22 protein-coding genes are annotated in these 22,308 nt (G+C 62.2%); 6 read left to right on the top strand and 16 right to left on the bottom strand.

Annotation, left to right across the window (positions count from 1 at the left end):
- Nucleotides 1-18: 18 nt before the first annotated feature.
- The 6 genes from HU749_RS10955 to HU749_RS10980 form a co-directional block, all read right to left on the bottom strand.
- On the bottom strand, nucleotides 19-1,134 hold the full coding sequence (locus HU749_RS10955; protein WP_186652394.1) for an NAD(P)/FAD-dependent oxidoreductase: 1,116 nt from the start codon (nucleotides 1,132-1,134) through the stop codon (nucleotides 19-21).
- The gene (locus HU749_RS10960) at nucleotides 1,131-2,486 is read right to left on the bottom strand and encodes an FAD/NAD(P)-dependent oxidoreductase (protein ID WP_186652396.1); all 1,356 of its coding nucleotides are present in this window, start codon (nucleotides 2,484-2,486) and stop codon (nucleotides 1,131-1,133) included. The genes HU749_RS10955 and HU749_RS10960 overlap by 4 nt, the downstream gene beginning before the upstream one ends.
- 157 nt (nucleotides 2,487-2,643) lie before the next feature.
- Nucleotides 2,644-2,934: a (2Fe-2S)-binding protein gene (locus HU749_RS10965; protein ID WP_186652398.1), complete on the bottom strand. Its 291-nt coding sequence runs from the start codon at nucleotides 2,932-2,934 to the stop codon at nucleotides 2,644-2,646.
- A gap of 7 nt (nucleotides 2,935-2,941) precedes the next feature.
- Nucleotides 2,942-3,736, bottom strand: a complete 795-nt coding sequence (locus HU749_RS10970) for an ABC transporter permease (protein WP_046064764.1) — start codon at nucleotides 3,734-3,736, stop codon at nucleotides 2,942-2,944.
- A gap of 6 nt (nucleotides 3,737-3,742) precedes the next feature.
- Nucleotides 3,743-4,612 (bottom strand): ABC transporter permease, encoded by an 870-nt coding sequence (locus tag HU749_RS10975; RefSeq protein ID WP_014339287.1) that lies wholly within the window; start codon nucleotides 4,610-4,612, stop codon nucleotides 3,743-3,745.
- Nucleotides 4,609-5,634 (bottom strand): ABC transporter ATP-binding protein, encoded by a 1,026-nt coding sequence (locus HU749_RS10980; RefSeq protein WP_079304455.1) that lies wholly within the window; start codon nucleotides 5,632-5,634, stop codon nucleotides 4,609-4,611. Before HU749_RS10980 ends, HU749_RS10975 begins: the two co-directional genes overlap by 4 nt.
- Nucleotides 5,635-5,880: 246 nt before the next feature.
- On the opposite strand from HU749_RS10980, the gene HU749_RS10985 reads away from it, so the two are divergent.
- Nucleotides 5,881-6,717, top strand: a complete 837-nt coding sequence (locus tag HU749_RS10985; protein ID WP_186652401.1) for an IclR family transcriptional regulator — start codon at nucleotides 5,881-5,883, stop codon at nucleotides 6,715-6,717.
- Between the two features lie 142 nt (nucleotides 6,718-6,859).
- Here HU749_RS10985 and HU749_RS10990 read toward each other — a convergent pair whose 3' ends face one another.
- Both HU749_RS10990 and HU749_RS10995 read right to left on the bottom strand, forming a co-directional pair.
- The gene (locus HU749_RS10990) at nucleotides 6,860-7,612 is read right to left on the bottom strand and encodes an anti-sigma factor family protein (RefSeq protein ID WP_079304453.1); all 753 of its coding nucleotides are present in this window, start codon (nucleotides 7,610-7,612) and stop codon (nucleotides 6,860-6,862) included.
- Nucleotides 7,609-8,115: a sigma-70 family RNA polymerase sigma factor gene (locus tag HU749_RS10995; RefSeq protein WP_014339283.1), complete on the bottom strand. Its 507-nt coding sequence runs from the start codon at nucleotides 8,113-8,115 to the stop codon at nucleotides 7,609-7,611. The genes HU749_RS10990 and HU749_RS10995 overlap by 4 nt, the downstream gene beginning before the upstream one ends.
- A gap of 168 nt (nucleotides 8,116-8,283) precedes the next feature.
- Between HU749_RS10995 and HU749_RS11000 the strand changes: the two genes are divergently transcribed.
- Together HU749_RS11000 and HU749_RS11005 are read left to right on the top strand one after the other, a co-directional pair.
- A complete protein-coding gene (locus HU749_RS11000) occupies nucleotides 8,284-9,366 on the top strand; it encodes a catalase family peroxidase (protein WP_079304451.1) in 1,083 nt (360 codons plus the stop codon).
- A complete protein-coding gene (locus HU749_RS11005) occupies nucleotides 9,363-9,899 on the top strand; it encodes a cytochrome b (protein WP_095963555.1) in 537 nt (178 codons plus the stop codon). The genes HU749_RS11000 and HU749_RS11005 overlap by 4 nt, the downstream gene beginning before the upstream one ends.
- Nucleotides 9,900-9,975: 76 nt before the next feature.
- Here HU749_RS11005 and HU749_RS11010 read toward each other — a convergent pair whose 3' ends face one another.
- The gene (locus HU749_RS11010) at nucleotides 9,976-11,127 is read right to left on the bottom strand and encodes a M14 family metallopeptidase (RefSeq protein ID WP_095963554.1); all 1,152 of its coding nucleotides are present in this window, start codon (nucleotides 11,125-11,127) and stop codon (nucleotides 9,976-9,978) included.
- A 493-nt stretch (nucleotides 11,128-11,620) separates the two neighbouring features.
- The gene (locus HU749_RS11015) at nucleotides 11,621-11,962 is read right to left on the bottom strand and encodes a DUF6124 family protein (protein WP_186652403.1); all 342 of its coding nucleotides are present in this window, start codon (nucleotides 11,960-11,962) and stop codon (nucleotides 11,621-11,623) included.
- Between the two features lie 131 nt (nucleotides 11,963-12,093).
- On the opposite strand from HU749_RS11015, the gene HU749_RS11020 reads away from it, so the two are divergent.
- Nucleotides 12,094-12,741 (top strand): LexA family protein, encoded by a 648-nt coding sequence (locus HU749_RS11020; RefSeq protein ID WP_046064773.1) that lies wholly within the window; start codon nucleotides 12,094-12,096, stop codon nucleotides 12,739-12,741.
- A gap of 29 nt (nucleotides 12,742-12,770) precedes the next feature.
- Here the strand turns inward: HU749_RS11020 and HU749_RS11025 are convergent, their stop codons facing one another.
- From HU749_RS11025 to HU749_RS11040, 4 genes are read right to left on the bottom strand one after another with little or no spacing between them, the layout of a single operon-like run.
- Complete coding sequence (locus HU749_RS11025; protein WP_186652406.1) at nucleotides 12,771-14,720, bottom strand: acetyl/propionyl/methylcrotonyl-CoA carboxylase subunit alpha; 1,950 nt, start codon at nucleotides 14,718-14,720, stop codon at nucleotides 12,771-12,773.
- Nucleotides 14,717-15,535: a gamma-carboxygeranoyl-CoA hydratase gene (locus HU749_RS11030; RefSeq protein WP_018602285.1), complete on the bottom strand. Its 819-nt coding sequence runs from the start codon at nucleotides 15,533-15,535 to the stop codon at nucleotides 14,717-14,719. The genes HU749_RS11025 and HU749_RS11030 overlap by 4 nt, the downstream gene beginning before the upstream one ends.
- 13 nt (nucleotides 15,536-15,548) lie before the next feature.
- The gene (locus HU749_RS11035) at nucleotides 15,549-17,156 is read right to left on the bottom strand and encodes a carboxyl transferase domain-containing protein (RefSeq protein WP_186652407.1); all 1,608 of its coding nucleotides are present in this window, start codon (nucleotides 17,154-17,156) and stop codon (nucleotides 15,549-15,551) included.
- Between the two features lie 11 nt (nucleotides 17,157-17,167).
- The gene (locus HU749_RS11040; RefSeq protein ID WP_014339274.1) at nucleotides 17,168-18,331 is read right to left on the bottom strand and encodes an isovaleryl-CoA dehydrogenase; all 1,164 of its coding nucleotides are present in this window, start codon (nucleotides 18,329-18,331) and stop codon (nucleotides 17,168-17,170) included.
- Between the two features lie 210 nt (nucleotides 18,332-18,541).
- Between HU749_RS11040 and HU749_RS11045 the strand changes: the two genes are divergently transcribed.
- On the top strand, nucleotides 18,542-20,239 hold the full coding sequence (locus tag HU749_RS11045) for an AMP-binding protein (protein ID WP_186652410.1): 1,698 nt from the start codon (nucleotides 18,542-18,544) through the stop codon (nucleotides 20,237-20,239).
- A 246-nt stretch (nucleotides 20,240-20,485) separates the two neighbouring features.
- Here the strand turns inward: HU749_RS11045 and HU749_RS29360 are convergent, their stop codons facing one another.
- Entirely contained in the window at nucleotides 20,486-20,611 is a 126-nt protein-coding gene (locus HU749_RS29360) for a hypothetical protein (RefSeq protein ID WP_256211728.1), read from the bottom strand.
- Here HU749_RS29360 and HU749_RS11050 point away from each other — a divergent pair.
- Nucleotides 20,610-20,981, top strand: coding sequence for a hypothetical protein (locus tag HU749_RS11050; RefSeq protein ID WP_186650603.1), 372 nt, complete (start codon nucleotides 20,610-20,612; stop codon nucleotides 20,979-20,981). The genes HU749_RS29360 and HU749_RS11050 overlap by 2 nt on opposite strands.
- A 368-nt stretch (nucleotides 20,982-21,349) precedes the next feature.
- Here HU749_RS11050 and HU749_RS11055 read toward each other — a convergent pair whose 3' ends face one another.
- Nucleotides 21,350-22,249 carry a hydroxymethylglutaryl-CoA lyase gene (locus tag HU749_RS11055; protein ID WP_003199998.1) on the bottom strand — a complete coding sequence of 300 codons (900 nt, stop codon included), beginning with the start codon at nucleotides 22,247-22,249 and terminating at the stop codon, nucleotides 21,350-21,352.
- Nucleotides 22,250-22,308: the final 59 nt, after the last annotated feature.

Raw genomic sequence — 22,308 nt, forward strand, 5'->3', positions numbered from 1 at the left:
TGGCACGACCTTCCTCTATCAAGCAACGGAGATGGAGTGAAACCGGGTGATGGAAAACGCATCCAGCGGCGTGGTCGAAGCCCCGCTGCAGATGATCTCGGTGAGCGCCTGGCCCACCGCCGGGCCGATCTGGAAGCCCGCGCCGGCAAAGCCGAACGCGTGCAACAGACCGGGCTGGGTGCTGCTGTGGCCGATCACCGGCTGGCGATCGGGCAGGTAACCTTCGGTGCCGCTCCAGGTACGAATCGCCTGGGCGCCCTCCAAAAACGGGTAGAGCTCGACGGCCTGACGCAGGATCTCCAGCACGGCGTTCTGGCCGGGGCGGGCGCGTGCAGCGTCCAAGGCAAAACCCTGGCCGCCGCCTAGCACGCAATTGCCGCGCGAGACTTGGCGGGCATAGATACCGCCGCCCTCGACGCCAGTGCTGGCGTCCATGACCAAGGGCAAGGGTTCGGTGACCAGCATCGCCGGGTGTCCGGCGTGCATCGGTACCGCTTCGCCGAACTGTGCGGCGAACTGGCTTGCCCAGGCACCGGCGCAGTTCAGCAGCCAGGGCGCGTGGAACGTCAGGCCTGTTGCTGTGTGTACGACAAAGCGCTGGCCGTCGTGCACAACGTTGCTGACGGCGCACTGTTCATGGATTTGCGCACCCTGCCGGCGAGCGGCCTGGGCAAAGGCTGGCGACACCAGGCGCGGATTGGCATGGCCGTCGTCCGGGCACAGCGATGCCCCGACCGCGACAGAGCCGACCCACGGAAAACGGCCGCGCAGGGCCGTGCGATCGAGCAGTTGCAGATCCAGGCCAAAGCCCTGGCTGGCGGCGGCGTAGTCGTGCAGCGCTTGCAGGTCTTCAGCGCTGCGGGCCAGCTTCAGATGACCGCTGCGCTGGTACTCACCGTCGATGCCGATCAATTGTGGCAACTGGCTCCAGATCTCATGGGCCCGTTGCGACAAGGGCAATTGCGACAGCGGCCGGCCCTGGCGGCGCACACCGCCGTAGTTCACGCCGCTGGAGTGCGAACCGCAGAAGTCGCGTTCAAGCAACGCCACCCGACGTCCGGCCTTACTCAGGAACAACGCGGCCGAGGCGCCGACGATGCCGCCGCCAATGATCACAGCATCCACTTCGATCATGGCTCGACCTCCAGGCCGAACGGCACGGGCTTGATCGGCGCCTGGGCCCGCAAGCGACCGATGCTGGACACGGTGCGGCCACTCTCGCGGGCAATGATTTCCGCCGCGGCGGCACCGCACATTCGTCCCTGGCAACGGCCCATGCCGACCCGGCAATGCGCCTTGACCCGATTGATCTCCCAATGGCCTTGGCCCACCACCTGGCGGATGTCGCCGGCGCTGACTTCTTCGCAGCGGCAAATCATCAGGTCATCGGCGGCATCGGCGGCCCACGCTTCAGGAAAGGCAAACGCACGTTCCAGGCCCTGTCGGAAATGGCCGATGCGTTCGAGGGATTGTTCCAACTGAGTGCAACGCTGCGGGTCGATCAGATAACCAATGTCTTCGAGCAAGGCCAGGGCCGCCCGTTCACCGGCCATCTCAGCGGCGTCGGCGCCCATGATGCCGGCGCCGTCACCGGCCAGGTAGATCCCCGGCACGCTGCTGCGTCCAGCGCCGTCGCGTCGTGGCAGCCAGGCGCGGTTGAGGGCGTTCCAGGTGAAGTCGCAACCCAGCAGGTCGGCCAGTTGGGTTTCACTGCGCAAGCCGTGGGCGAAGGCCACCGCGTCGCAGTCGAGGGTGTGTTCGCCGTTGGCGTTGCGCCATTTCAACGACTGCACCCGGCGTTCGCCGTCGAGGCGCGACAGGCTCGCGCCTTGATGCACGGCGATGCCGTGGGCGGTCAGCCAGGCGCGGTAGTAGAGGCCCTTGGCGAGGGTGGCCGGTTGTGCCAGCAGGCCGGGCAGGGCACGGACCTGGGCGCCAAAGGGCGAACTGTCGAGCACTGCGACCACGTTGGCGCCGGCCCGGGCGTATTGATAGGCCACCAGATACAGCAAGGGACCGCTGCCGGCGAACGCCACCCGTTCGCCGATGGCGCACCCCTGGAACTTCAGGGCGATCTGCGCCGCGCCCAGGCTGTAGACCCCGGGCAGGGTCCACCCGGGTACAGGCAGGATCCGGTCGGTGGCACCGGTTGCAACGATTACGCTGGCGTACTCGAGGCGGTCGGCGCGGCCTTCATGCAGGGTATCGAGCAGGCCGGCTTCGGCGTTCCACACCAGGGTGTCGGGACGGTAATCGAGCTGTTCGCGCAACGCGTCGAGCGTCTGGTGGATGGCGTTGGCCTTGTGCGCTTCGAAGCCATAGAGCTTGCCTGGCGAGCGCTTGAAATTGGCCGGTTGACGCCGATAGATCTGCCCGCCACCGCGGGCGGCTTCGTCCAGCAGGACCGGGTACAAACCGTGGGCGACCAATGTCTGCGCGGCACGGATACCGGCGGGGCCGGCGCCGATGATGGCTATCGGTTTCATCGCCACCTCATTGGCCGGGCCGGGGGATTTTTGCTGCGCTCGAAACCGTCATCGCGAGCAAGCTCGCTCCCACATTGGATCGGTTGTGGATGCTGGTGCCGCAGTACCCCTGTGGGAGCGAGCTCGCTCGCGATGAGGCCAGGCCAGTCGACAGTGTTCATACCTGGCGCCCCGGTTCGCGGCTGATGTGTTGTCCGGCTTCGAGCAGGGTCGAGCAGGCGCGGACGCGGCGGCCGTCGCCCAGGCGCACCCAGCAGTCCTGGCAGGCGCCCATCAGGCAGAAGCCGGCCCGGGGTTCGGCGCTGAAGTCACTGCCGCGCAGGTGTTCGCTGCAGGTCAGCACGGCGGTCAGCAGCGTGTCCCCCTGCAGGCCGGTGGCAGGCTTGCCGTCGAGGGTAAAGTCCAGGGCCGGGCGGTCGCCTTCGGCCAGTCGTTTCAGCAGCGCCATGGTGCCCTCATTGTTTGCCTACCAGGACCCGATCCAGGCCATAGACCCGGTCGAGCAGAATCATGGTCAGCGCGGTCAGCGCGATGACCAGTGCCGACACCGCCGCCATCATCGGGTCGATGGATTCGGTGGCGTACACGTACATGCGCACCGGCAAGGTTTGTGTGGCCGGCGAGGTGACGAAGATCGACAGCGTGACTTCATCGAAACTGTTGATGAACGCCAGCAGCCAGCCCCCGGCCACCCCTGGCAGGATCATCGGCAAGGTGATTTGCCGGAACAGCGTGAAGCGTCCGGCCCCCAGCGATTGCGCGGCCTGTTCGGCGCTGCGGTCCAGGCCGATGGCCGAGGCCAGCACCAGGCGCAACACGTAGGGCGTGATCACCAGCACATGGGCGAAGATCAGCCAGGCAAAGCTGCCGTTCACGCCCATCAGCGCAAACAGGCGCAGCAATGCGACCCCCAGCACCAGGTGCGGAATGATGATTGGCGACAGGAACAGGCCGTTGAAGAAGTCCCGGCCGGGGAACTCGAGCCGGGTGATCGCCAGGGCCGCGGGCACCGCGATCAACGTCGCCAGCGAGGCCGCGCTGAACGCCAGGACCAGGCTGTTGTAGAACGCATCGACAAAGTCCGCGCGTTCGAACACAGCGCGAAACCAGCGCAGGGAGAACTCGGTGGTCGGCAGGCTCAAGGTGTTTTCCGGGGTGAAAGCGACGAGGCAGACCACCACCAGCGGCGCGAGCATGAAGACCACCACCAAGGCGTGGAACAGCAACGCGAAAGGACCGTTTCTAGACATGACCCATTACCCCAATGACTTCTTGTAGCGGCCTTCGATCATCCGGTTCCACGACAGCATGATCAGCAGGTTGAGCAGCAACAGGGCAACGGCAATGGCCGCGCCCATGGGCCAGTTCAGCTCCGACAGGTACTGGTCGTAGATCAACGTGGCGACCATCTTCAAACGCCGTCCGCCGAGCAGACCGGGAATCGCGAAGGAACTGGCGGCGAGGCCGAACACAATCAGCGTGCCGGACAGCACACCGGGCATGATTTGCGGCAGTACCACTTTGCGGATCACCGTGAACTGGCTCGCTCCCAGGGACAGCGCGGCCTGCTCGGCGGCCGGGTCGAGTTTCTGCAGCGAGGTCCAGACCGGAATGATCATGAACGGCAACATCACGTGGACCAGGGCGATGACCACGGCGAACGGTGTATAGAGCAGCTTCATCGGCGAGCCGCCGAAGGCTTGCAGCGCCTGGTTGACCAGGCCGTCGGCGCCGAGCAGGAGGCTCCAGCCGAAGGCCCGCACCACCACTGAAATCAGCAGCGGCGTGAGAATCAGAATCAGGAAAATCGAGCGCCACGGTGCGCCCATGCGGCTGAGGATGTACGCCTCGGGCACGCCGATCAGCACGCACAGGAGAGTGGTCAGGGCACTGATCCAGAACGTGCGCAAAAAGATCTCGTAGAAGTACGGATCGCCCAGCAGGCTGGTGTAGTGCTCGAAGGTATAGGCGTCGCCGTTGATGCCCGAGCTGTAGTCGAAGACGTTGAACGACAGGACCAAGGTCAAGCCCAAGGGAATGACCAGCAAGCCCAGGTACAAGGCCAGGGCCGGCGCGGACATCAAGTAGCCTTGGCGACCGCGGCGCATCGCATCGATCAGCTTCATGCCGGCACCTCGTCCGCAGTCAGCACCCGCAGCAGCGCCGGGTCCCAATCCAGGCCCACCGCCGTGCCTTCGACCAAGGGCGCGGAGCCGTCGTTGCGGCGCACCACGCAGAGCTCCCCCAGGCTGGTGGAGACGCCGTACAGCCATTGGCTGCCAAGGAAGAAGCGGCTGACGAGGGTGCCTTGCAGTCGGCCTGAACCGGCCTCGCAGAGGTCGATTTTTTCCGGGCGCAGGCTCAGCGTCAGCTCGCCATTGCCCTGGCTGCAGGCTTGAACGACACCCGCACTGTCACGCATGCCGGGCAGCAGGTTGGCTTTGCCGACGAAGCTGGAAATGAATTCGGTGCGCGGGTGCTCGTAAAGGGTATACGGCGCGTCGATCTGGGTGATGCGCCCGGCCTGCATCACCACGACCCGGTCACTGATCGACAGGGCTTCGGACTGGTCGTGGGTCACCATCAGCGTGGTGATCCCGACTTCGCGCTGGATGCGGCGGATTTCGTATTGCATCTCTTCGCGCAAATTGGCGTCGAGGTTGGACAGTGGCTCGTCGAGCAACAGCACTGGCGGCTCGATCACCAGCGCCCGGGCCAGTGCCACGCGTTGGCGCTGGCCGCCCGAGAGTTCTCGCGGGTAGCGGTCGGCGTGGCGGTCCAGGCGTACCAGCTTCAACACCCGGTCTACCCGTTGTTGCAGTTCGGTATTGGCCACTTTGCGCATGCGCAGGCCGAAGGCGACGTTGTCCTTGACGGTCATGTGGGGAAATAGCGCGTAGCTCTGGAACACCACACCCAAACCACGGCTGGCGGGCTTGGCGTGGGTAATGTCGCGACCGTCCAGCAGGATGCGCCCGCTGCTGACTTCGACGAAGCCGGCGATCATCTGCAGGGTTGTGGTTTTGCCGCAGCCGGAAGGTCCCAGTAGCGAGACGAACTCGCCTTTTTCCACCGACAGATGGGTGGCGACCACGGCGTCGATGTCGCCGTAACGTTTGCCAAGTCCTTCAAGTTGCACAAAAGCCATAGCTGCGCTCCACCTGAGATTGTTATGCGTCGCCGCGAGGCGCGCTTTTTTGTATGGGCAGATACGAAAGGGTGTTGCTGGGGTGCGTTGGCGCTCGACCTTGAGTCGGCTGCCGCTGTTGTTCGAATCGCCCCTGTCTGGACGAAGAGTAGGACGAAGAATAGGATGGGCTCAATGGACTATTTCACTGAAGCGAAGACTATTTTCAGTTTCATTCGGTGAGTAAATTTAATAATGAGAAATTGCATGTCCAATTCCACTGATCGGAATAATGAGAAGGGCGAGGTGGGTGTCGGTGCGGTCTCCCGGCTGTTTGCCGTGTTGCGCAGCCTGGGTGACACCGCCGAGGGTGGGGAGCGGGTGACGCAACTGGCCCAGCGCATCGGCCTGTCCCAGCCCACCACGCATCGCTTGCTGCGCAGCCTGATGGACGAGGGCATGGTCGAGCAGGACGCACGCAGCAAACGCTACCGCTTGAGCCTGGAGTTCTTCGCCCTGGCCGCCCGCGCCGGCAACACCGGCAACCTGCGCGAACTGGTGCGCCCGGCCATGCTGCGGTTGTCGGCCTCCCTGGGGGACTCGTTATTTTTGCTGGCGCGCAGTGGTTTCGATGCGGTCTGCCTGGACCGCAGCGAGGGGCCGTTTCCGATCCGCACGTTCACCGGCGACATTGGCGGTCGCGTGGCGTTGGGCGTGGGGCAGGGCAGCCTGGCGATCCTGGCGTTTCTGCCGGAGGAAGAGCGCGACACGGTGATTCAATACAACCTGCCGCGGCTCAAGGATTTCCATTTGTACGACGAAGTCTTCCTGCGTTCGGAAGTGGAGAACGTCCGTACGCTGGGCTACGCCGGGCGCAATACAGGCGTATTGCAAGGCATGGCCGGGGTGGCGGTGCCGATCCTGGATCGTGACGGCCGGGCCGTGGCCGCCTTGAGCGTGGCCACGGTGAGCGACCGCCTGGGGCCCGATCGCCTGTCGACGGTGGTGGACATGCTCAAGCGCGAGGCAGCCCTGATCGGACCGCGGATCAACCCGTTCGACCCGTTGCTGCGCAGGCCTTCGCAGGTGTTTGGGCAGGGGTGAACACACTCTCAAGAGCAGCCTGTATCCCCTGTGGGAGCGAGCTTGCTCGCGATGGCGGTGGTTCAGTTAGAAATGATGTCGACTGATACACCGCTATCGCGAGCAAGCTCGCTCCCACAGAGATTCCCACAGGGTAGGGGACTCAGAAATTCAGGGTCTGCCTGAGCCGCTGCACTGTCGGCGTATCACTGGGGATGACCATCGCATAGTTGTAGCCCGGCCCGGACCAGTACTCGGCTTGCAACTCGCCCTCGCGGCGACTGCCCCGGGGCAGGAGGAAGTTTTTCGGGCCGGGTGGGCGCACGTAGAAGCTGATTTTCTGACCGCTCGTGTCCTGATAGACCACCATCGCCGCCGCGCCTTGTTCGGTGCTGAGCAAGCGCCCGCTGACCGGCTTGAAGCCGGCGCCCGACAGGTCTGGCAGCCGGTTGGCCTGGGTGAAGTAACGGTCGAGCCAATCTTGCATGTGCTGTTCGTCGCCGGTCTGGTAATCGGCCGGAAGGATGCCTTGCTGGGCAATCAAACGGTATGCCTGCAACGCATCGGCCATGGGGGCTGCGGCGCTGAGCAGGGTCATTTGCCGCGCCTGCCAGCCACCGAAGCCACCCACGCTGACGGCCAGCAGCAACACCGCGACGCTGGCCAAGTGGCGGCGGGAACGATGTTTCAGGTGCTGGCGAATCATGGCCGGGTCGAGGTCCGGGTTGGGCGGCTGTTGCAAGGCGCCGCTCAGGGCCGTGCGCAGGTGCTGTGCGTCCTGTTGCCAGGCGCGGACCCGGGCGGCGACTTCCGGCTGGTTGGCCAGGTAGGCCTGCACCAGGCGCTGGTCGGCCTCGCTCAGTTGGCGATCGACGTAGGCGTGCAGGTCGCTTTCGCTGGGGGGCATGCTGATCATTTGAGTATCCGCAGGGTAGGGCGGGTGATTTCGCCGTCGCTGAGTTGGCGCAGGGCCTGGCGGGCGCGGGACAGGCGGGACATCACCGTGCCGGTCGGCACGCCGAGGATGTCGGCGACTTGCTGGTAACTCAGGCCTTCCACCGACACCCACAACAACAGTGCACGTTGTTCCGTCGTGAGTTGATCGAAGGCCTGCAGGGACGATTGCGCGATCACGCTGCGCTCGGCCGAAGGGTGGGCATCGTCGCGACCGGTGAAAAACTCCAGCATGCGCGCATACCGACGGGAGCGGCGGTGACCGTCGAGAAACTGCCGGTACAGAATCGAAAACAGCCAGGCCCGCAGATCGCCGTCCGGGCGCTTGTCGCTCCATTTGGACAACGCCCGTTCCAGGCACATCTGCACCAGGTCGTCGGCGTTGCTCGGGTTGCGCGTCAGCGACATGGCAAAACGCCGTAGCCTGGGGATGAGCTCGCGCAACTGTTCGTCGAATGCGTTCATAGGGGTGTGGCTTCTGTGGGCAGTCACTGCGCCGGGACTGGAAAGACGACCCGCGAACGAGATTATTCCAGTGCAGGAAAAATAAATACGAGGCGTGGGAATAAACCTGTCACGCCTTCGTCTGACGGGTCCTTTCCAACAAATGGCCTCGAGGCCTGGAGATTTCTCATGGTTGATCCTTCATCCTCGTCGAGCCGGCCACCCTTGAGTGCCGCTGGCCTGACATTGCGCCTGAGCGGCATCGCCGTGATTGTTGCCGCGCTGGCCGGGGCGTTTGCCTACGTCAATGGTAGCCTCGACCCACAGCGCCTGACACCGCAGGCATTGGTCAATGTGCTGGAAAAAAACAACGGCGTTCACCCGGGCTTTCGACGCAACCACTCAAAAGGTGTCTGCGTCGCGGGCTATTTCCAAAGCACGGGCGAGGCCAGCACCTATTCCAGCGCCCAAGTGTTCTCGCAGCCGCAAACGCCAGTGGTTGGGCGTTTCGCCTTGCCCAGCGGCAACCCCTATGCACCGGACGGCAGTGTGCCGATTCGCAGCCTGGCACTGCGCTTTACCCAGGCCAACGGCCAGCAATGGCGTACCGGCATGAACAGCATGCCGGTGTTTCCGGTGGGCACGCCCGAAGCCTTCTACCAACTCCAGCAAGCCCAGTCGCCGGACCCTGCCACAGGAAAACCGAACCCCGCGGCCGTACCGGCGTTCTTTGCCGCACACCCCGAAGCGGTGCCGTTCCTGCAATGGATCAAGACCGCCAAGCCGTCGGCCAGCTATGCCACCGAAACCTACAACGGCATCAACGCATTCTATCTGGTCAACCCCGCCGGGCAGCGCCAGGCGGTGCGCTGGGGCGTGGTGCCGATGAGCCAGGATGCTGCGGATGCGACGCCACCCCAAGGGGCCGACTTCCTCGAGCAAGACTTGGCGAAGCGTCTCGCCGCCGGGCCGTTGCGCTGGCAGTTGAACATCACCCTGGCCAACCCGGGTGACCCGCTGAACGATGCCAGCAAGGTCTGGCCCGCTGACCGCAAGGTCCTCAATGCCGGCACATTGGTGCTCGAGCGCACCCAGGCGCAGGACAACGGCGAATGCCGCGACATCAATTATGACCCGCTGATCCTGCCCCAAGGGATCGAAGGTTCCGAAGACCCGCTATTGGTCGCGCGCTCCGCCGCCTACGCCAGTTCCTACCTGCGACGTACCAGCGAAGTGAGCCAGTTGCCCGCCAAACAGGAGTCCCGCCCATGAGCGCCCCTCGTCACTTTGCACCGCTGGCCCGGCTGCTGCACTGGCTGATGGCAGTAATGATCATCGCCATGCTGTTCATCGGCGCGGGCATGGTCGCCTCGGTGTCCGAACGCCATGAATGGCTGCTGCAGTTGCACAAACCATTGGGTATCGCGATTTTGCTGTTGGTGATCGTGCGCCTGCTGGTGCGCTTCACGACCCGCCAACCGCCGCTACCGGCCGATCTGCCGACCTGGCAAGTGTTGGCGGCAAACGCCTCGCATGTGCTGTTGTACGCTCTGATGCTGGTCCTGCCGCTGTTGGGCTGGGGCATGATTTCGGCGGCGGGGGACCCGGTGATGCTCGGCGACTCGTTGCAACTGCCTTCGATTCTGCCAGCCCACGCCCAGACGTTCGCACTGCTGCGCAAGGCCCACGGGTACCTGGCTTACCTGTTGTTCGTGACGGTGCTGGTGCATCTGGCGGCGGCGTTGTTTCACGCTTGGGTGCGCCGGGATGAGGTGTTGGACAGTATGTTGCGCGGCAAGGGCTGATGAAATCATGGCAAGGGAGCAAGCTCCCTCGCCACAGGTGTTCACCTTAGACTAGGGACATGATCAGGTCGTTGGATCAGCGTAACTCATCAACCATGGCCTCGATGGTGCTCAACACATCCTTGCCCAGTTGCATCGAGCGTTTTCCAGACCAGCCGGTGATTGGGTTCGGGTGATCGTTGTGGTCCTTGAACGGCATTTCCAGGGTCAGGGACAGGCAGTCATATTTCTGCCCGACTGCGTTACAGGCCAGGGTCATGTTGGCCTGGCCCGGTTCGTCGCGGGTGTAGCCGTGAGTGGTCTGGAAGTCTTTGGTCTGATGCTTGAGATGGCTGCGAAAGCGCTCTTCAAGTTCGGCAATGCGGGGCGTGTAGCCCGGGTTGCCTTCGCAACCGGCGGTGAATACGTGGGGAATTTCCTCATCGCCGTGAGCATCTAGGAACAGATCGACGCCGTACTTTTCCATTTGCTGCTGGACGAAAAAGACCTCGGGGCTGATTTCCGGACTGGCGTTCTGCCAGGCACGGTTGAGGTCCTGGCCCATGGCGTTGGTCCGCAGATGCCCGTGGAACGCGCCGTCCGGGTTCATGTTCGGCACCAGATACAGATCGGCCTTGGCGAGCAACTGGTTCAGTTGCGCATCGTCATGCTGCTGGAGGCGTTCGATTACGCCCTCCATGAACCACTCGGCCATGTGCTCGCCGGGATGCTGCTGGGCGATGATCCAGACTTTGCGCCGGCCTTCGGCACCGCTGCCCTTGCGCAGCAGTTGAATGTCACGGCCTTCCACGCTTTTACCGACGGCCAATAGTTCGGTGCCGGCCTTGTGTTGCGCTTGCTCGATCAGCCAATCGTGCCGGCCGCGGCTGTAGGGTTCGAAGTAGGCGAACCAGGCGTTGGTCTGTTCGGTCTCCAGATAAAAGCGCAGGGCGTCGCCTTCAAATTGGGTCGGAATGCGAAACCAGTTGACGTGATCGTAGGAGGCAACGGTCTGGTAGCCCGTCCAGGCCTTGTTGTAAGACGATTGACTGGCGTTGAGCAGGCGGAAGGAATACTCCTGGCCGACGTGCAGGCCGCTGGCCTTGAAGTGGAACCACTGGAAATGGGCGCTGCGGGTGTCGGGTCTTATCTTGAGCAACGACTGCAACGGGTTGCTGATGTCGACGACCTCGATGTTGCCGCTGTCGAAATTGGCACTGATATCAAAGGAAGATTTAGCCACGGTCACGATTCCTGGAGAGGAGTTTCATGGCCATTACTTTACACGCAAGAATGGTGAGCCGAGACGATTTACGTCACGTAAAAGAGGGGGGCGTCCTCCCTGGACGCCGAGCCAGCTTAGAGAGTCTGCAATTGATTCTCAAGTGCTGGGTGTCGATAGTTTTCGCCTGTGTGGCGGGGGACTCTTGTAAATGGATATTCATTTGCTATCATCGCCGCCACCGAATTGGCAGCACCCAAAAAGACTTCATTAGCCTGAAGACATAAGCCGAAAAATCGGCAAAAAAAGACCCGGCAAAAAGCCGGGTCAAAAACCGTGATTAGCCTGATGAGGAGATATTCCAGAAGTCCGACCTAAGGTCTTCTGATCTATCGACTGATCTCGCGACCAGCTGATGCAATAGTAATCATTATCATTTGCAAGTCAAATGGTTTTATCGCATCGATTGGAAAATTTTTCTCGTCGTTCGCGTTCGCGGCGACATTCCCAAGCGTTACCCCTAGCGAGTCGGGTAGCCATCCAGGGATCGGTCAAGCATCACCTTGACCAGGTCAATCATGTGCACCACCGAAAATGCCAGGTCACGGCTCGAGCCGTTCAACTGGTTGGCGGACTCGTGGGCGGTCGCCGCTGCACAGCGCAGCAGGTCGCATGCGTGAACAAGGGCTTCTTCTGCGCTGATGCTGTGGTGGACGTCGAAGAAGCGATGTTCTGACTGTGCCTGGGAAACACCTGGTTTCAAGTAGTAGTCGAGGGCGCGTTTGGCCGCCGGGCAATCCTGCAATGAAGGAAACGTGCCGTCGAAAGGGCTGCCGTGTTGGTCTTTGTTGGGCGTATCCATGGTGATGAAAATCTCCGTGTAGGGGGCTGAACTCCTGAATTCAGAATAGTACTTATCGTAATTGTGACGATAATTTAAATACTACAATTTGTGTTTTGAATGGCCGGAGTCATCCACGTATCGTGCCGCACATGGATAAATGGATAGAGTTGGTCAAGGCCAAGATGAAGGAGCTGCGTATCACGCAAGTGGTGCTCGCAGAACGGTTGGGAATGTCCCAGGGCGGCGTCGGCCATTGGCTGACCAGGCGCCGGCAACCCAGTGTCGAAGACATGAACCGGGTCCTGCGGGAGCTGGGGCTGGAGTTCCTGGAAGTGGCGATGGTGATTCGCGAGCCGGACACCTCCACGGACGAAGGCATGGCCCTGGCACAGAAGTACAACCCGTACTTCCGCTACCCGGTCAGTGAATGGCACGAGGTTGGCGAGGTTCGCGAAGGCGATCCTGGCGCCTACAGTCAGGCGCGCTACGAGCTGACGGACTATCACGCCCTGGGGGCCGCTTTCTGGCTGGTGGTGGTGGGCGACGCGATGACCGCACCCAGTGGGCTGAGCATTCCCGAGGGCATGTCGATCCTGGTGGATCCGGCCATCGAGGCGGTGCCCGGCAAACTGGTGGTCGCCTGCTTGCCTGGCAGTAGTGATGCGACCTTTCGCAAATTGATCGAAGAGAGCGGGCAGCGTTACCTGGTTCCGCTCAATCCGACGTATCCGAAAAACCTGTACACCGAGCAGTGTCGCCTCATCGGTGTGGTGGTGCAGGCCACCATCAGGTTCTGACTGGATCGGCCCTGGGAACGGGCCGACTCCTATTCTTCGAATGCCACCAGGGCGCTGCCTTCGCTGACCATTTCACCTTCCTGGCAATACAGCGCCTTGATCACCCCGGCCTTGGGCGCACGAATGCTGTGCTCCATTTTCATGGCCTCCAGCACCACCAGTTGAGCCCCGGCCTCCACCGGCTGGCCGACACTCACCAATACCCTCACGATACTGCCGTTCATGGGCGCGACCAGGCCACCTTGATGGCTGTGGCTGGCCTCGGCGGCGGCCAACGGGTCGTACAGGTCGATCCGGTGCAGGTCACCCGCCCATTGCAGATACAGGCTGTCGCCCTGGCGAATGGCCCGATGACTGCGGCGCAGGCCGTGGCGCTCGATCACCAGTTGCTCGTCCTTGAGTTCCGCGCAATGGGCGCTAACGTCTAGCGTCAGCGCGCGATCCTGGCCTTCGCAGCTCAGGTGCAAGGTGGTTTCCCTGGGCAGCCCCAGACGCAGCCCGGTGGTGCTGGCCCACGGTGAGTCGGCATCATCGCCGCGCACGCGCGGTGTCAGGCTCAAGGCGAAGCCCTGGGCGGCTGCGAACCAGAATGCGTCATCCAATTCGCCCGGCTCTGGCAGCAATTGCGCCTGGTAACGTGGGATAAATCCAGTGTCTAGCTCTGCCGCCGCGAAGGCGGGGTGAGCCACGATTCGGCGCAGGAATCCGATGTTGGTTTTCAGCCCGCCAATGGCAAATTCGTCGAGCATGCTCAACAGCCGCAAGCGCGCCTGTTCACGGTCTTCACCCCAGGCAATCAGCTTGCCGAGCATCGGGTCGTAGAACGGCGAGATTTCATCGCCTTCTTCAACCCCGCTGTCGACCCGCCGGCCCGCGCCCTCGGCCGATTCGCGATACAACGCCAGGCGCCCGGTGGCCGGTAGGAAATCGTTGACCGGGTCTTCGGCATACAGCCGCACTTCGATGGCGTGACCGAGCAGCGGCACTTGCGCTTGAGTGATCGGCAAGGGTTCGCCTTGGGCGACGCGGATCTGCCAGGCTACAAGGTCCAGTCCGGTGATCGCTTCGGTGACCGGATGCTCGACCTGCAAGCGGGTGTTCATTTCCATGAAGAAAAACTCGCCCCGCGCATCCAGCAGGAACTCCACGGTGCCGGCCCCGACGTAACCAATCGCCTGGGCTGCGCGCACGGCGGCTTCACCCATGGCCTGGCGCAATTGCGGGGTCAGGCCGGGGGCGGGGGCTTCTTCCACGACTTTCTGGTGGCGGCGCTGGATCGAGCAATCGCGTTCGTTGAGGTACAGGCAGTTGCCGTGTTGGTCGGCAAATACCTGGATTTCCACATGGCGTGGCTTGAGCAGGTACTTTTCCACCAGCATCCGTGAGTCGCCGAACGAGGACTGCGCTTCCCGCTGGGCCGAGGCCAGGGCTTCGGCCAGTTGGCTGACGTCCTCGACGACTTTCATGCCCTTGCCGCCACCGCCGGCCGTGGCCTTGAGCAATACCGGGTAGCCGATGCGCTCGGCGGCGTCGCGAAAGGTCTCCAGGTCCTGGGCTTCGCCATGATAACCCGGCACCAGGGGTACCCCGGCGGTTTCCATCAAGGCCTTGGCCGCCGATTTGCTGCCCATGGCATCGATGGCCGAGGCTGGTGGGCCGAGGAAGATCAGCCCGGCGCTTTCAATCGCCCGGGCGAACCCGGCGTTCTCGGACAGAAAGCCATAACCGGGATGGATGGCCTGGGCGCCGCTGGCTTTCGCTGCGGCGATCAGCTTGTCGATTTGCAGGTAGCTGTCGGCGGCCTTGCTGCCGCCCAGGTCGATGCGGATGTCGGCTTCACGGCTGTGGCGGGCATCGCGGTCGGTGGCGCTGTGGACGGCAACGGTGGTCAGGCCCATGGCCTTGGCGGTGCGCATCACGCGGCAGGCGATTTCGCCACGGTTGGCCACCAGCAACGTGGTGAGGGCAGGGGCGCTCATCGACGCGGCTCCTTGTTATTCGATTCGGCTTGCCAGTTCGGCGCACGCTTTTGCAGGAAAGCCCGCAGGCCTTCCTGGCCCTCCGGGCTGACGCGGATGCGGGCGATGGCGTTTTCGGTGTAGCGCCGCAGCGCCGGGGTAAGGGCGCCGTTGCCGACTTCACGCAGCAGTTCCTTGCTGGCGCGCATGGCCGCCGGGCTGTTGAGCAACAGGTTGTCGATCCATTGTTCGACTTGATAATCCAGGGCCTCGGCCGGGTAACTTTCCGACAGCAAACCGATTTCTTTCGCACGTTGCCCGTCGAAGCGTTCCGCCGTCAGGGCATAACGACGCGCGGCACGCTCGCCGATGGCTTGCACCACGAACGGGCTGATCACCGCTGGCGCCAGGCCAATGCGCACTTCCGACAGGCAGAACTGTGCTTCATCGGCGCCAATGGCCATGTCACAAGCGCTGATAAGCCCCAGTGCGCCACCGAACGCGGCGCCCTGGACGACGGCCAGCGTAGGAATTTTCAGCTTGGCGAGGTTGTACATCAGCTCCGCCAGTTCCCGGGCGTCATCGAGGTTGGTGTGGTAGTCGAGCTCGGCTGATTGTTGCATCCAGGCCAGGTCGGCGCCGGCGCTGAAATGCTTGCCGCGACCGCGGATCAGCAGGAAGCGCAAGCTTGGATCGCTGCTGACGTGGTCCAGGGCGAGGATCAGTTCGCGGATCATTTCGGCGTTGAACGCGTTGTTCTTCGACTCGCGGCTGAGCCACAAGGTGGCAACGCCCCGTGGGTCGGTGTGCAGTTCGAGGGTGTTGAAGTTATCCATGGGCATTCCCCGTTTACATCCGGAACACGCCGAAGCGGCTCGGTTCGATAGGCGCGTTCAGTGACGCGGACAAGGCCAGGCCCAGCACGTCGCGGGTCTGGGCCGGGTCGATGACGCCGTCGTCCCACAGCCTGGCACTGGAATAATAGGGGTGACCCTGTTCTTCGTATTGATCGAGGATCGGTTGCTTGATCTCGGCTTCCTGCTCGGCGCTGAAGGGGTGGCCACTGCGTTCGGCTTGTTCACGCTTGACCTGCACCAGCACGCCGGCCGCCTGTTCGGCGCCCATCACGCCAATCCGCGCGTTTGGCCACATCCACAGGAACCGAGGGTCGTAGGCGCGACCGCACATGCCGTAGTTACCTGCGCCGAAACTGCCGCCAATGATCACGGTGAATTTCGGCACTTTCGCGCAGGCCACGGCCGTCACCAGTTTGGCCCCGTGCTTGGCGATGCCGCCGGCTTCGTACTTCTGCCCGACCATGAAACCGGTGATGTTCTGCAGGAACAGCAATGGGATCCCGCGCTGACAAGCCAATTCGATGAAGTGCGCGCCTTTCTGCGCGGCCTCGGCGAAGAGAATGCCATTGTTGGCCAGGATCGCGATCGGGTAGCCGTGCAAGTGGGCGAAGCCGCACACCAGTGTCGTTCCGAACAGCGCCTTGAATTCGTCGAACACCGAACCGTCCACCAGGCGCGCGATCACTTCCCGGACATCGAACGGTTGCTTGGCGTCGGCGGAAACCACGCCGTACAACTCGTCACCCGAGTAAAGCGGAGCAATCGGCAGGCGATGCTGTAACTCGCCCTGTTTGCGCCAATTGAGGTTGGCCACGCTGCGGCGGGCCAGGGCCAGGGCATGTTCGTCGCTGTCTGCGTAATGGTCAGCCACGCCGGAGATCTTGCAGTGCACATCGGCGCCGCCCAGGTCTTCGGCACTGACCACCTCACCGGTGGCGGCTTTCACCAACGGCGGGCCGGCGAGGAAAATCGTCGCCTGCTGACGGACCATGATCGCCTCGTCCGCCATGGCCGGCACATAGGCGCCACCGGCGGTGCAGGAACCCATGACCACGGCGATCTGCGGGATGCCCTGGGCACTCATGTTGGCCTGGTTGAAGAAGATCCGGCCGAAGTGCTCGCGGTCCGGGAATACCTCGTCCTGGCGCGGCAGGTTGGCGCCGCCGGAATCCACCAGGTAAATGCAGGGCAGGCGATTCTGCTGGGCGATGGTCTGGGCGCGCAGGTGTTTTTTCACCGTCAGCGGGTAGTAGGAGCCCCCTTTGACCGTCGCGTCGTTGGCGACAATCATGCATTCGACGCCTTCCACGCGGCCGATGCCAGCAATCACGCCGGCCGCCGGCACGTCTTCGCCATAGACTTCGTGGGCTGCCAATGGGCTGATTTCCAAAAACGGCGAGCCCGGGTCCAGCAGCCGGTTGATGCGTTCACGGGGCAGCAACTTGCCTCGCGAGGTGTGCCGTTCCTGGGCCTTGGGACCGCCGCCTTGGCGAATGTGTGCGAGCAGGGTGCGCAGGGCCTCGACGTGTCCGAGCATCGCATCGCGGTTGGCGATGAATTCCGGCGAGCGCGGGTTGAGCTGAGTGTGCAGCGTGGCCATGGTCAGCTCCGTTAGCGGGTTTCGTTGAACAGTTCGCGGCCGATCAACATCCGACGAATCTCACTGGTGCCAGCACCGATTTCGTACAGCTTGGCGTCACGCAGCAGACGGCCGGCCGGGAATTCATTGATGTAGCCATTGCCGCCGAGGATCTGGATCGCGTCGAGGGCCATTTGCGTGGCGCGTTCGGCGCTGTAGAGGATCACCCCGGCGGCGTCCTTGCGGGTGGTTTCGCCGCGCTCGCAGGCTTGGGCCACGGCATACAAGTAGGCGCGGCTGGCGTTGAGCTGGGTGTACATGTCGGCGACCTTGCCCTGGATCAGCTGGAATTCGCCAATGCTCTGGCCGAACTGCTTGCGGTCGTGGATGTAGGGCACGATCAGGTCCATGCAGGCCTGCATGATCCCGGTTGGGCCACCGGAAAGCACGACGCGCTCGTAGTCGAGGCCGCTCATCAGCACTTTCACGCCACCGTTGAGTGTGCCGAGGATGTTTTCTTCCGGCACTTCGACGTCATCGAAAAACAGCTCGCAGGTGTTGGAGCCGCGCATGCCGAGCTTGTCGAATTTGTTGCTGCGGCTGAAGCCTTTCCAGTCACGTTCGACGATGAAGGCGGTGATGCCGTGGGGCCCCTTTTCCAGGTCGGTCTTGGCGTAGATCACGTAGGTGTTGGCATCGGGGCCGTTGGTGATCCAGGTCTTGCTGCCATTGAGCACGTACTTGTCGCCACGTTTGTCGGCGCGCAGTTTCATCGAGACCACGTCGGAGCCGGCGTTCGGCTCGCTCATCGCCAGGGCCCCGATGTGTTCGCCGCTGATCAGCTTGGGCAGGTATTTGGTTTTCTGTTCGTGATTGCCGTTGCGGTTGATCTGGTTCACGCAGAGGTTGGAGTGGGCACCGTAGGAGAGGGCGACCGAGGCCGAGCCGCGGCTGATTTCTTCCATCGCCACCACGTGGGCCAGGTAGCCCAGGCCAGCGCCGCCGTATTCTTCCGGTACGGTGATGCCCAGCAGGCCCATGTCGCCGAACTTGCGCCACATGTCGGCGGGAAACAGGTTGTCGATATCGATCTGCGCTGCTCGCGGCGCCAGTTCGGCCTTGACGAAGGCCTGCACCTGGTCGCGCAACATGTCGATGGTTTCGCCGAGGGCAAAGTTCAGGGATGGGTAGCTCATGGGACACCTTTGGCTTTTTTATCGGGTGCGGAGAGTGACGGAATCGCTCTCACCTTTACGTTAACGTAAGCCTACGACGAGAGGCTGTCAATCGGCCTTTACGTTAACGTCAACTTGGGCCAGAGTAAGTGCGCTTGAATAGCTTTACCAAAGGCATCTGTGCATGAGATTCCACCGCTACACCCACTAATAAAGACAAGAGGGGGCGTCATGGATCAACCCGGTTCGCATTCGCAGCTCAGCTACACCCGTGGTTCCGAGGACAAGGCCTTGCTGGGCCAGACCATCGGCGAAGTTTTCGACCAGACCGTGGCTCGCTATCCCGAGGGCGAGGCGTTGGTGGTTCGCCATCAATCGCTGCGTTACACCTGGCAACAACTGGCCGAGGCCGTTGATCTGCACGCCCGAGCCTTGCTGGCGCTAGGCTTGAAAACCGGCGATCGCCTTGGCGTGTGGGCGCCCAATTGCGCCCAGTGGTGCATCAGTCAGTTCGCCAGTGCGAAGATCGGCGTCATTCTGGTCAACATCAATCCGGCCTATCGCGTCTCTGAGCTCGAATACGTGCTTAAACAATCCGGATGCCAATGGCTGGTGTGTGCCGGGTCGTTCAAGACCTCGGATTATCACGCCATGTTGCAAGCGCTGGCACCAGAGCTGGCGGAGCAATCGATTGGCCACCTGCAGAGTGAACGCTTGCCGGATTTGCGCGGTGTGATCAGCCTCGATTCCCAGCCGCCGGCAGGTTTCCTGCCCTGGTCGCAACTGGCCGCCCTGGGTGCGGCGGTGACGCCGGAACAACTGGCCGAACGCCAATCCAGCCTGCAGTCCGATCAGCCGGTGAATATTCAGTACACCTCCGGCACCACCGGCTTCCCCAAGGGCGCCACCCTCAGCCACCACAACATTCTCAATAACGGTTACATGGTCGGCGAAAGCCTGGGCCTGACGGTTGGCGACCGGCTGGTGATCCCGGTGCCGCTCTACCATTGCTTCGGCATGGTCATGGGTAACCTGGGCTGCATGACCCATGGCAGCACCATGATCTACCCCAACGATGCCTTCGACCCGTTGCTGACACTAAAGGCCGTGGCCGAGGAAAAAGCCACGGCACTGTATGGCGTGCCCACCATGTTCATCGCCCTGCTGGACCAGCCGCAGCGGGGCGACTTCGACGTGTCCAGCCTGCGCACTGGCATCATGGCCGGGGCCACATGCCCCATCGAAGTGATGCGACGGGTCATCAATGAAATGCACATGGCCGAAGTGCAGATTGCCTACGGCATGACGGAAACCAGTCCGGTGTCATTGCAGACCGGTCCTTCAGACGAACTGGAACTGCGCGTAACCACCGTCGGCCGTACCCAGCCGCAACTGGAAAGCAAAATCATCGATGAGGCCGGCAATATCGTCCCGCGTGGTGCTGTCGGTGAGTTGTGTACCCGAGGCTACAGCGTGATGCTCGGTTATTGGAACAACCCCAAGGGCACCACCGATGCCATCGACCCGGATGGCTGGATGCACACCGGCGACCTGGCGACCATGGACGAGCAGGGCTACGTGCGTATCGTCGGGCGCAACAAGGACATGATCATCCGCGGCGGGGAGAATATTTACCCGCGTGAGTTGGAGGAGTTTTTCTTCACCCACCCGGCAGTGGCGGACGTGCAGGTGATCGGCATCCCGTGTTCGCGCTATGGCGAGGAAATCGTCGCCTGGATCAAGTTCCATCCCGGCCACAGTGCCTCAGAGCAAGAACTGCAAGCCTGGTGCAAGGAGCGCATCGCCCACTTCAAGACGCCGCGTCATTTCAAATTCGTCGAAGAATTCCCCATGACGGTCACCGGCAAGATCCAGAAATTTCGCATGCGCGAAATCAGCATTGAAGAACTGCGCAAGGTAGAAGGCTGAGCAAGACCCCCTGTGGGAGCGGGCTTGCTCGCGAAGGCGGCGTCACAGTCGATGAAGATGTTGGATGGGCTGGCCTCTTCGCGAGCAAGCTCGCTCCCACAGGTTTTGCGGTGCACATGGGCTTTGGGTCTGCTGAAGATCCAGTGTGGGAGCGAGCTTGCTCGCGATAGCAGTGGCCCAGCCACATAGATGCCGGCATGTGCCCCGCTCTTGCTCTTGCTTTAGATCTTGATCTGGGGCGCCCCGTTAAACCACGCTGGCCGAACGCAGGCATTGCGCAGTGGGCATCCCGGCATGGATGCCGGGATAGCCGCGCTGGGCCATGGATGGCCCTTCGCGGCGGCCCACGGAGCAATGCCGGAGTGAGGGCATGCCGAGCCTAAGCGAGGCACCGAGTGGTGGGGCAGAAGCGTTTTGCTTACTTTTGCGCTTTTCAAAAGTGAGCCGCTGTAAGAGCGGAACCGCCAGCAGCCGTTACCGCAACAACGGATATGTACTCAATCAACAAAATCCAGGCCACCTGTCAGGCCGCCTTCGCGAGCAAGCCCGCTCCCACAAGAAAACCCCAAACCCCAGACAGCACAAAGGGGAGCCGAAGCTCCCCTTTAATTTTGTCGTCGCGTGCTCTTTTTTTATTATTGAGGGGCGGCCTATTGTTGTTTTTGGCAGCCGTTGCCCTTTACCGCTGTTTTTGGCGATCCCCATCCGGGATCAAGAGCAAACGTATTTTTTTGAGCGCTGATCTGCTTTTTCGCCTTGCGATCCAACCGATTCGGGAGCTACCTGAAGGTAGTTTTATTGTTCTCTGCCCGGTTGCGGGTTGCTCCTGAAAGCACCCTGAAAAGCACATCCTCTCCAAAAAAATCTGTTAGCTGCGTCTCTGCCGTGTTGTTTTTGTTATGTCAGAGTCGTTTCGTCTTGTTTTTATTGGGTTTGCTGCGTTTTTTTATTCTTGTTATGCAAGAGATATAGCAGGTGGCGTGCCAACTTTTAAAAATCTATGTAAATCAATGAGTTGTATTTTTTGACTGAAAAACCTGGCGCGCCAAACCTGACAAATTGTTTCCGTGTTACTCGTTTCGCCGCTGTTACAAAGCCAGCGGTAACACCTCACTGTGCGCTGCGGGCCTTGGCGACACGCGAACCGCTAGGGCGGCCGAGCACGTCGCAGATCTGCCGACCCGCGGCGATCAGGGCATCCAGGTCGACACCGGTTTCGATACCCAAGCCGTTGAGCAGGTACAGCACGTCTTCGGTGGCAACGTTACCGCTGGCGCCCTTGGCATAAGGGCAGCCGCCCAGGCCGGCGATGGAGCTGTCGAACACCGCGATGCCTTCCAGCAGGCTGGCGTATACGTTGGCCATGGCTTGACCGTAGGTATCGTGGAAGTGTCCGGCGAGCTTGTCCCGAGGCACCTCGGCGCCCACCACCTCGAACATCCTGCGGGTGGCACCGGCGGTGCCCGTGCCGATGGTGTCGCCCAGGGAGACTTCGTAGCAGCCCATGGCATACAGCTCCCGAGCGACCCAAGCCACCTGTTCAGGCTTGACCGCCCCTTCATACGGGCAGCCCAGCACGCAGGACACGTAGCCGCGCACACTGACGCCGTGCTGCTTGGCGGCTTCCATGATCGGCGCGAAGCGCTCCAGGCTGTCCTTGATGGAGCAGTTGATATTGCGCTGGGAGAACGCTTCGGACGCGGCGGCGAACACCGCCACTTCTTTTACACCCGCTGCCAGCGCGTCTTCAAAACCCCGCAGGTTCGGCGCCAGGGCGCCATAGGTCACACCGGGCTTGCGCTGGATCTGCGCGAACACCTCGGCGGAACCGGCCATTTGCGGCACCCACTTGGGCGAGACGAAACTGCCGACTTCGATGTAACCCAGGCCGGCGGCGCTCAAGGCATCCACCAGGCGCACCTTGTCGGCGACGCTGATGGGCTGTGCTTCATTCTGCAGCCCGTCACGGGGGCCGACTTCGATCAGGCGTACAAAGGAGGGGAGGGACATGGGGATTGACCTGTAGTGAGTTGCCAAAGTATCGAGAACGATGCTGCCCCCTGTGGGAG

The organism is Pseudomonas ogarae (assembly GCF_014268695.2).
In the GTDB taxonomy this organism is placed as follows: domain Bacteria; phylum Pseudomonadota; class Gammaproteobacteria; order Pseudomonadales; family Pseudomonadaceae; genus Aquipseudomonas; species Aquipseudomonas kilonensis.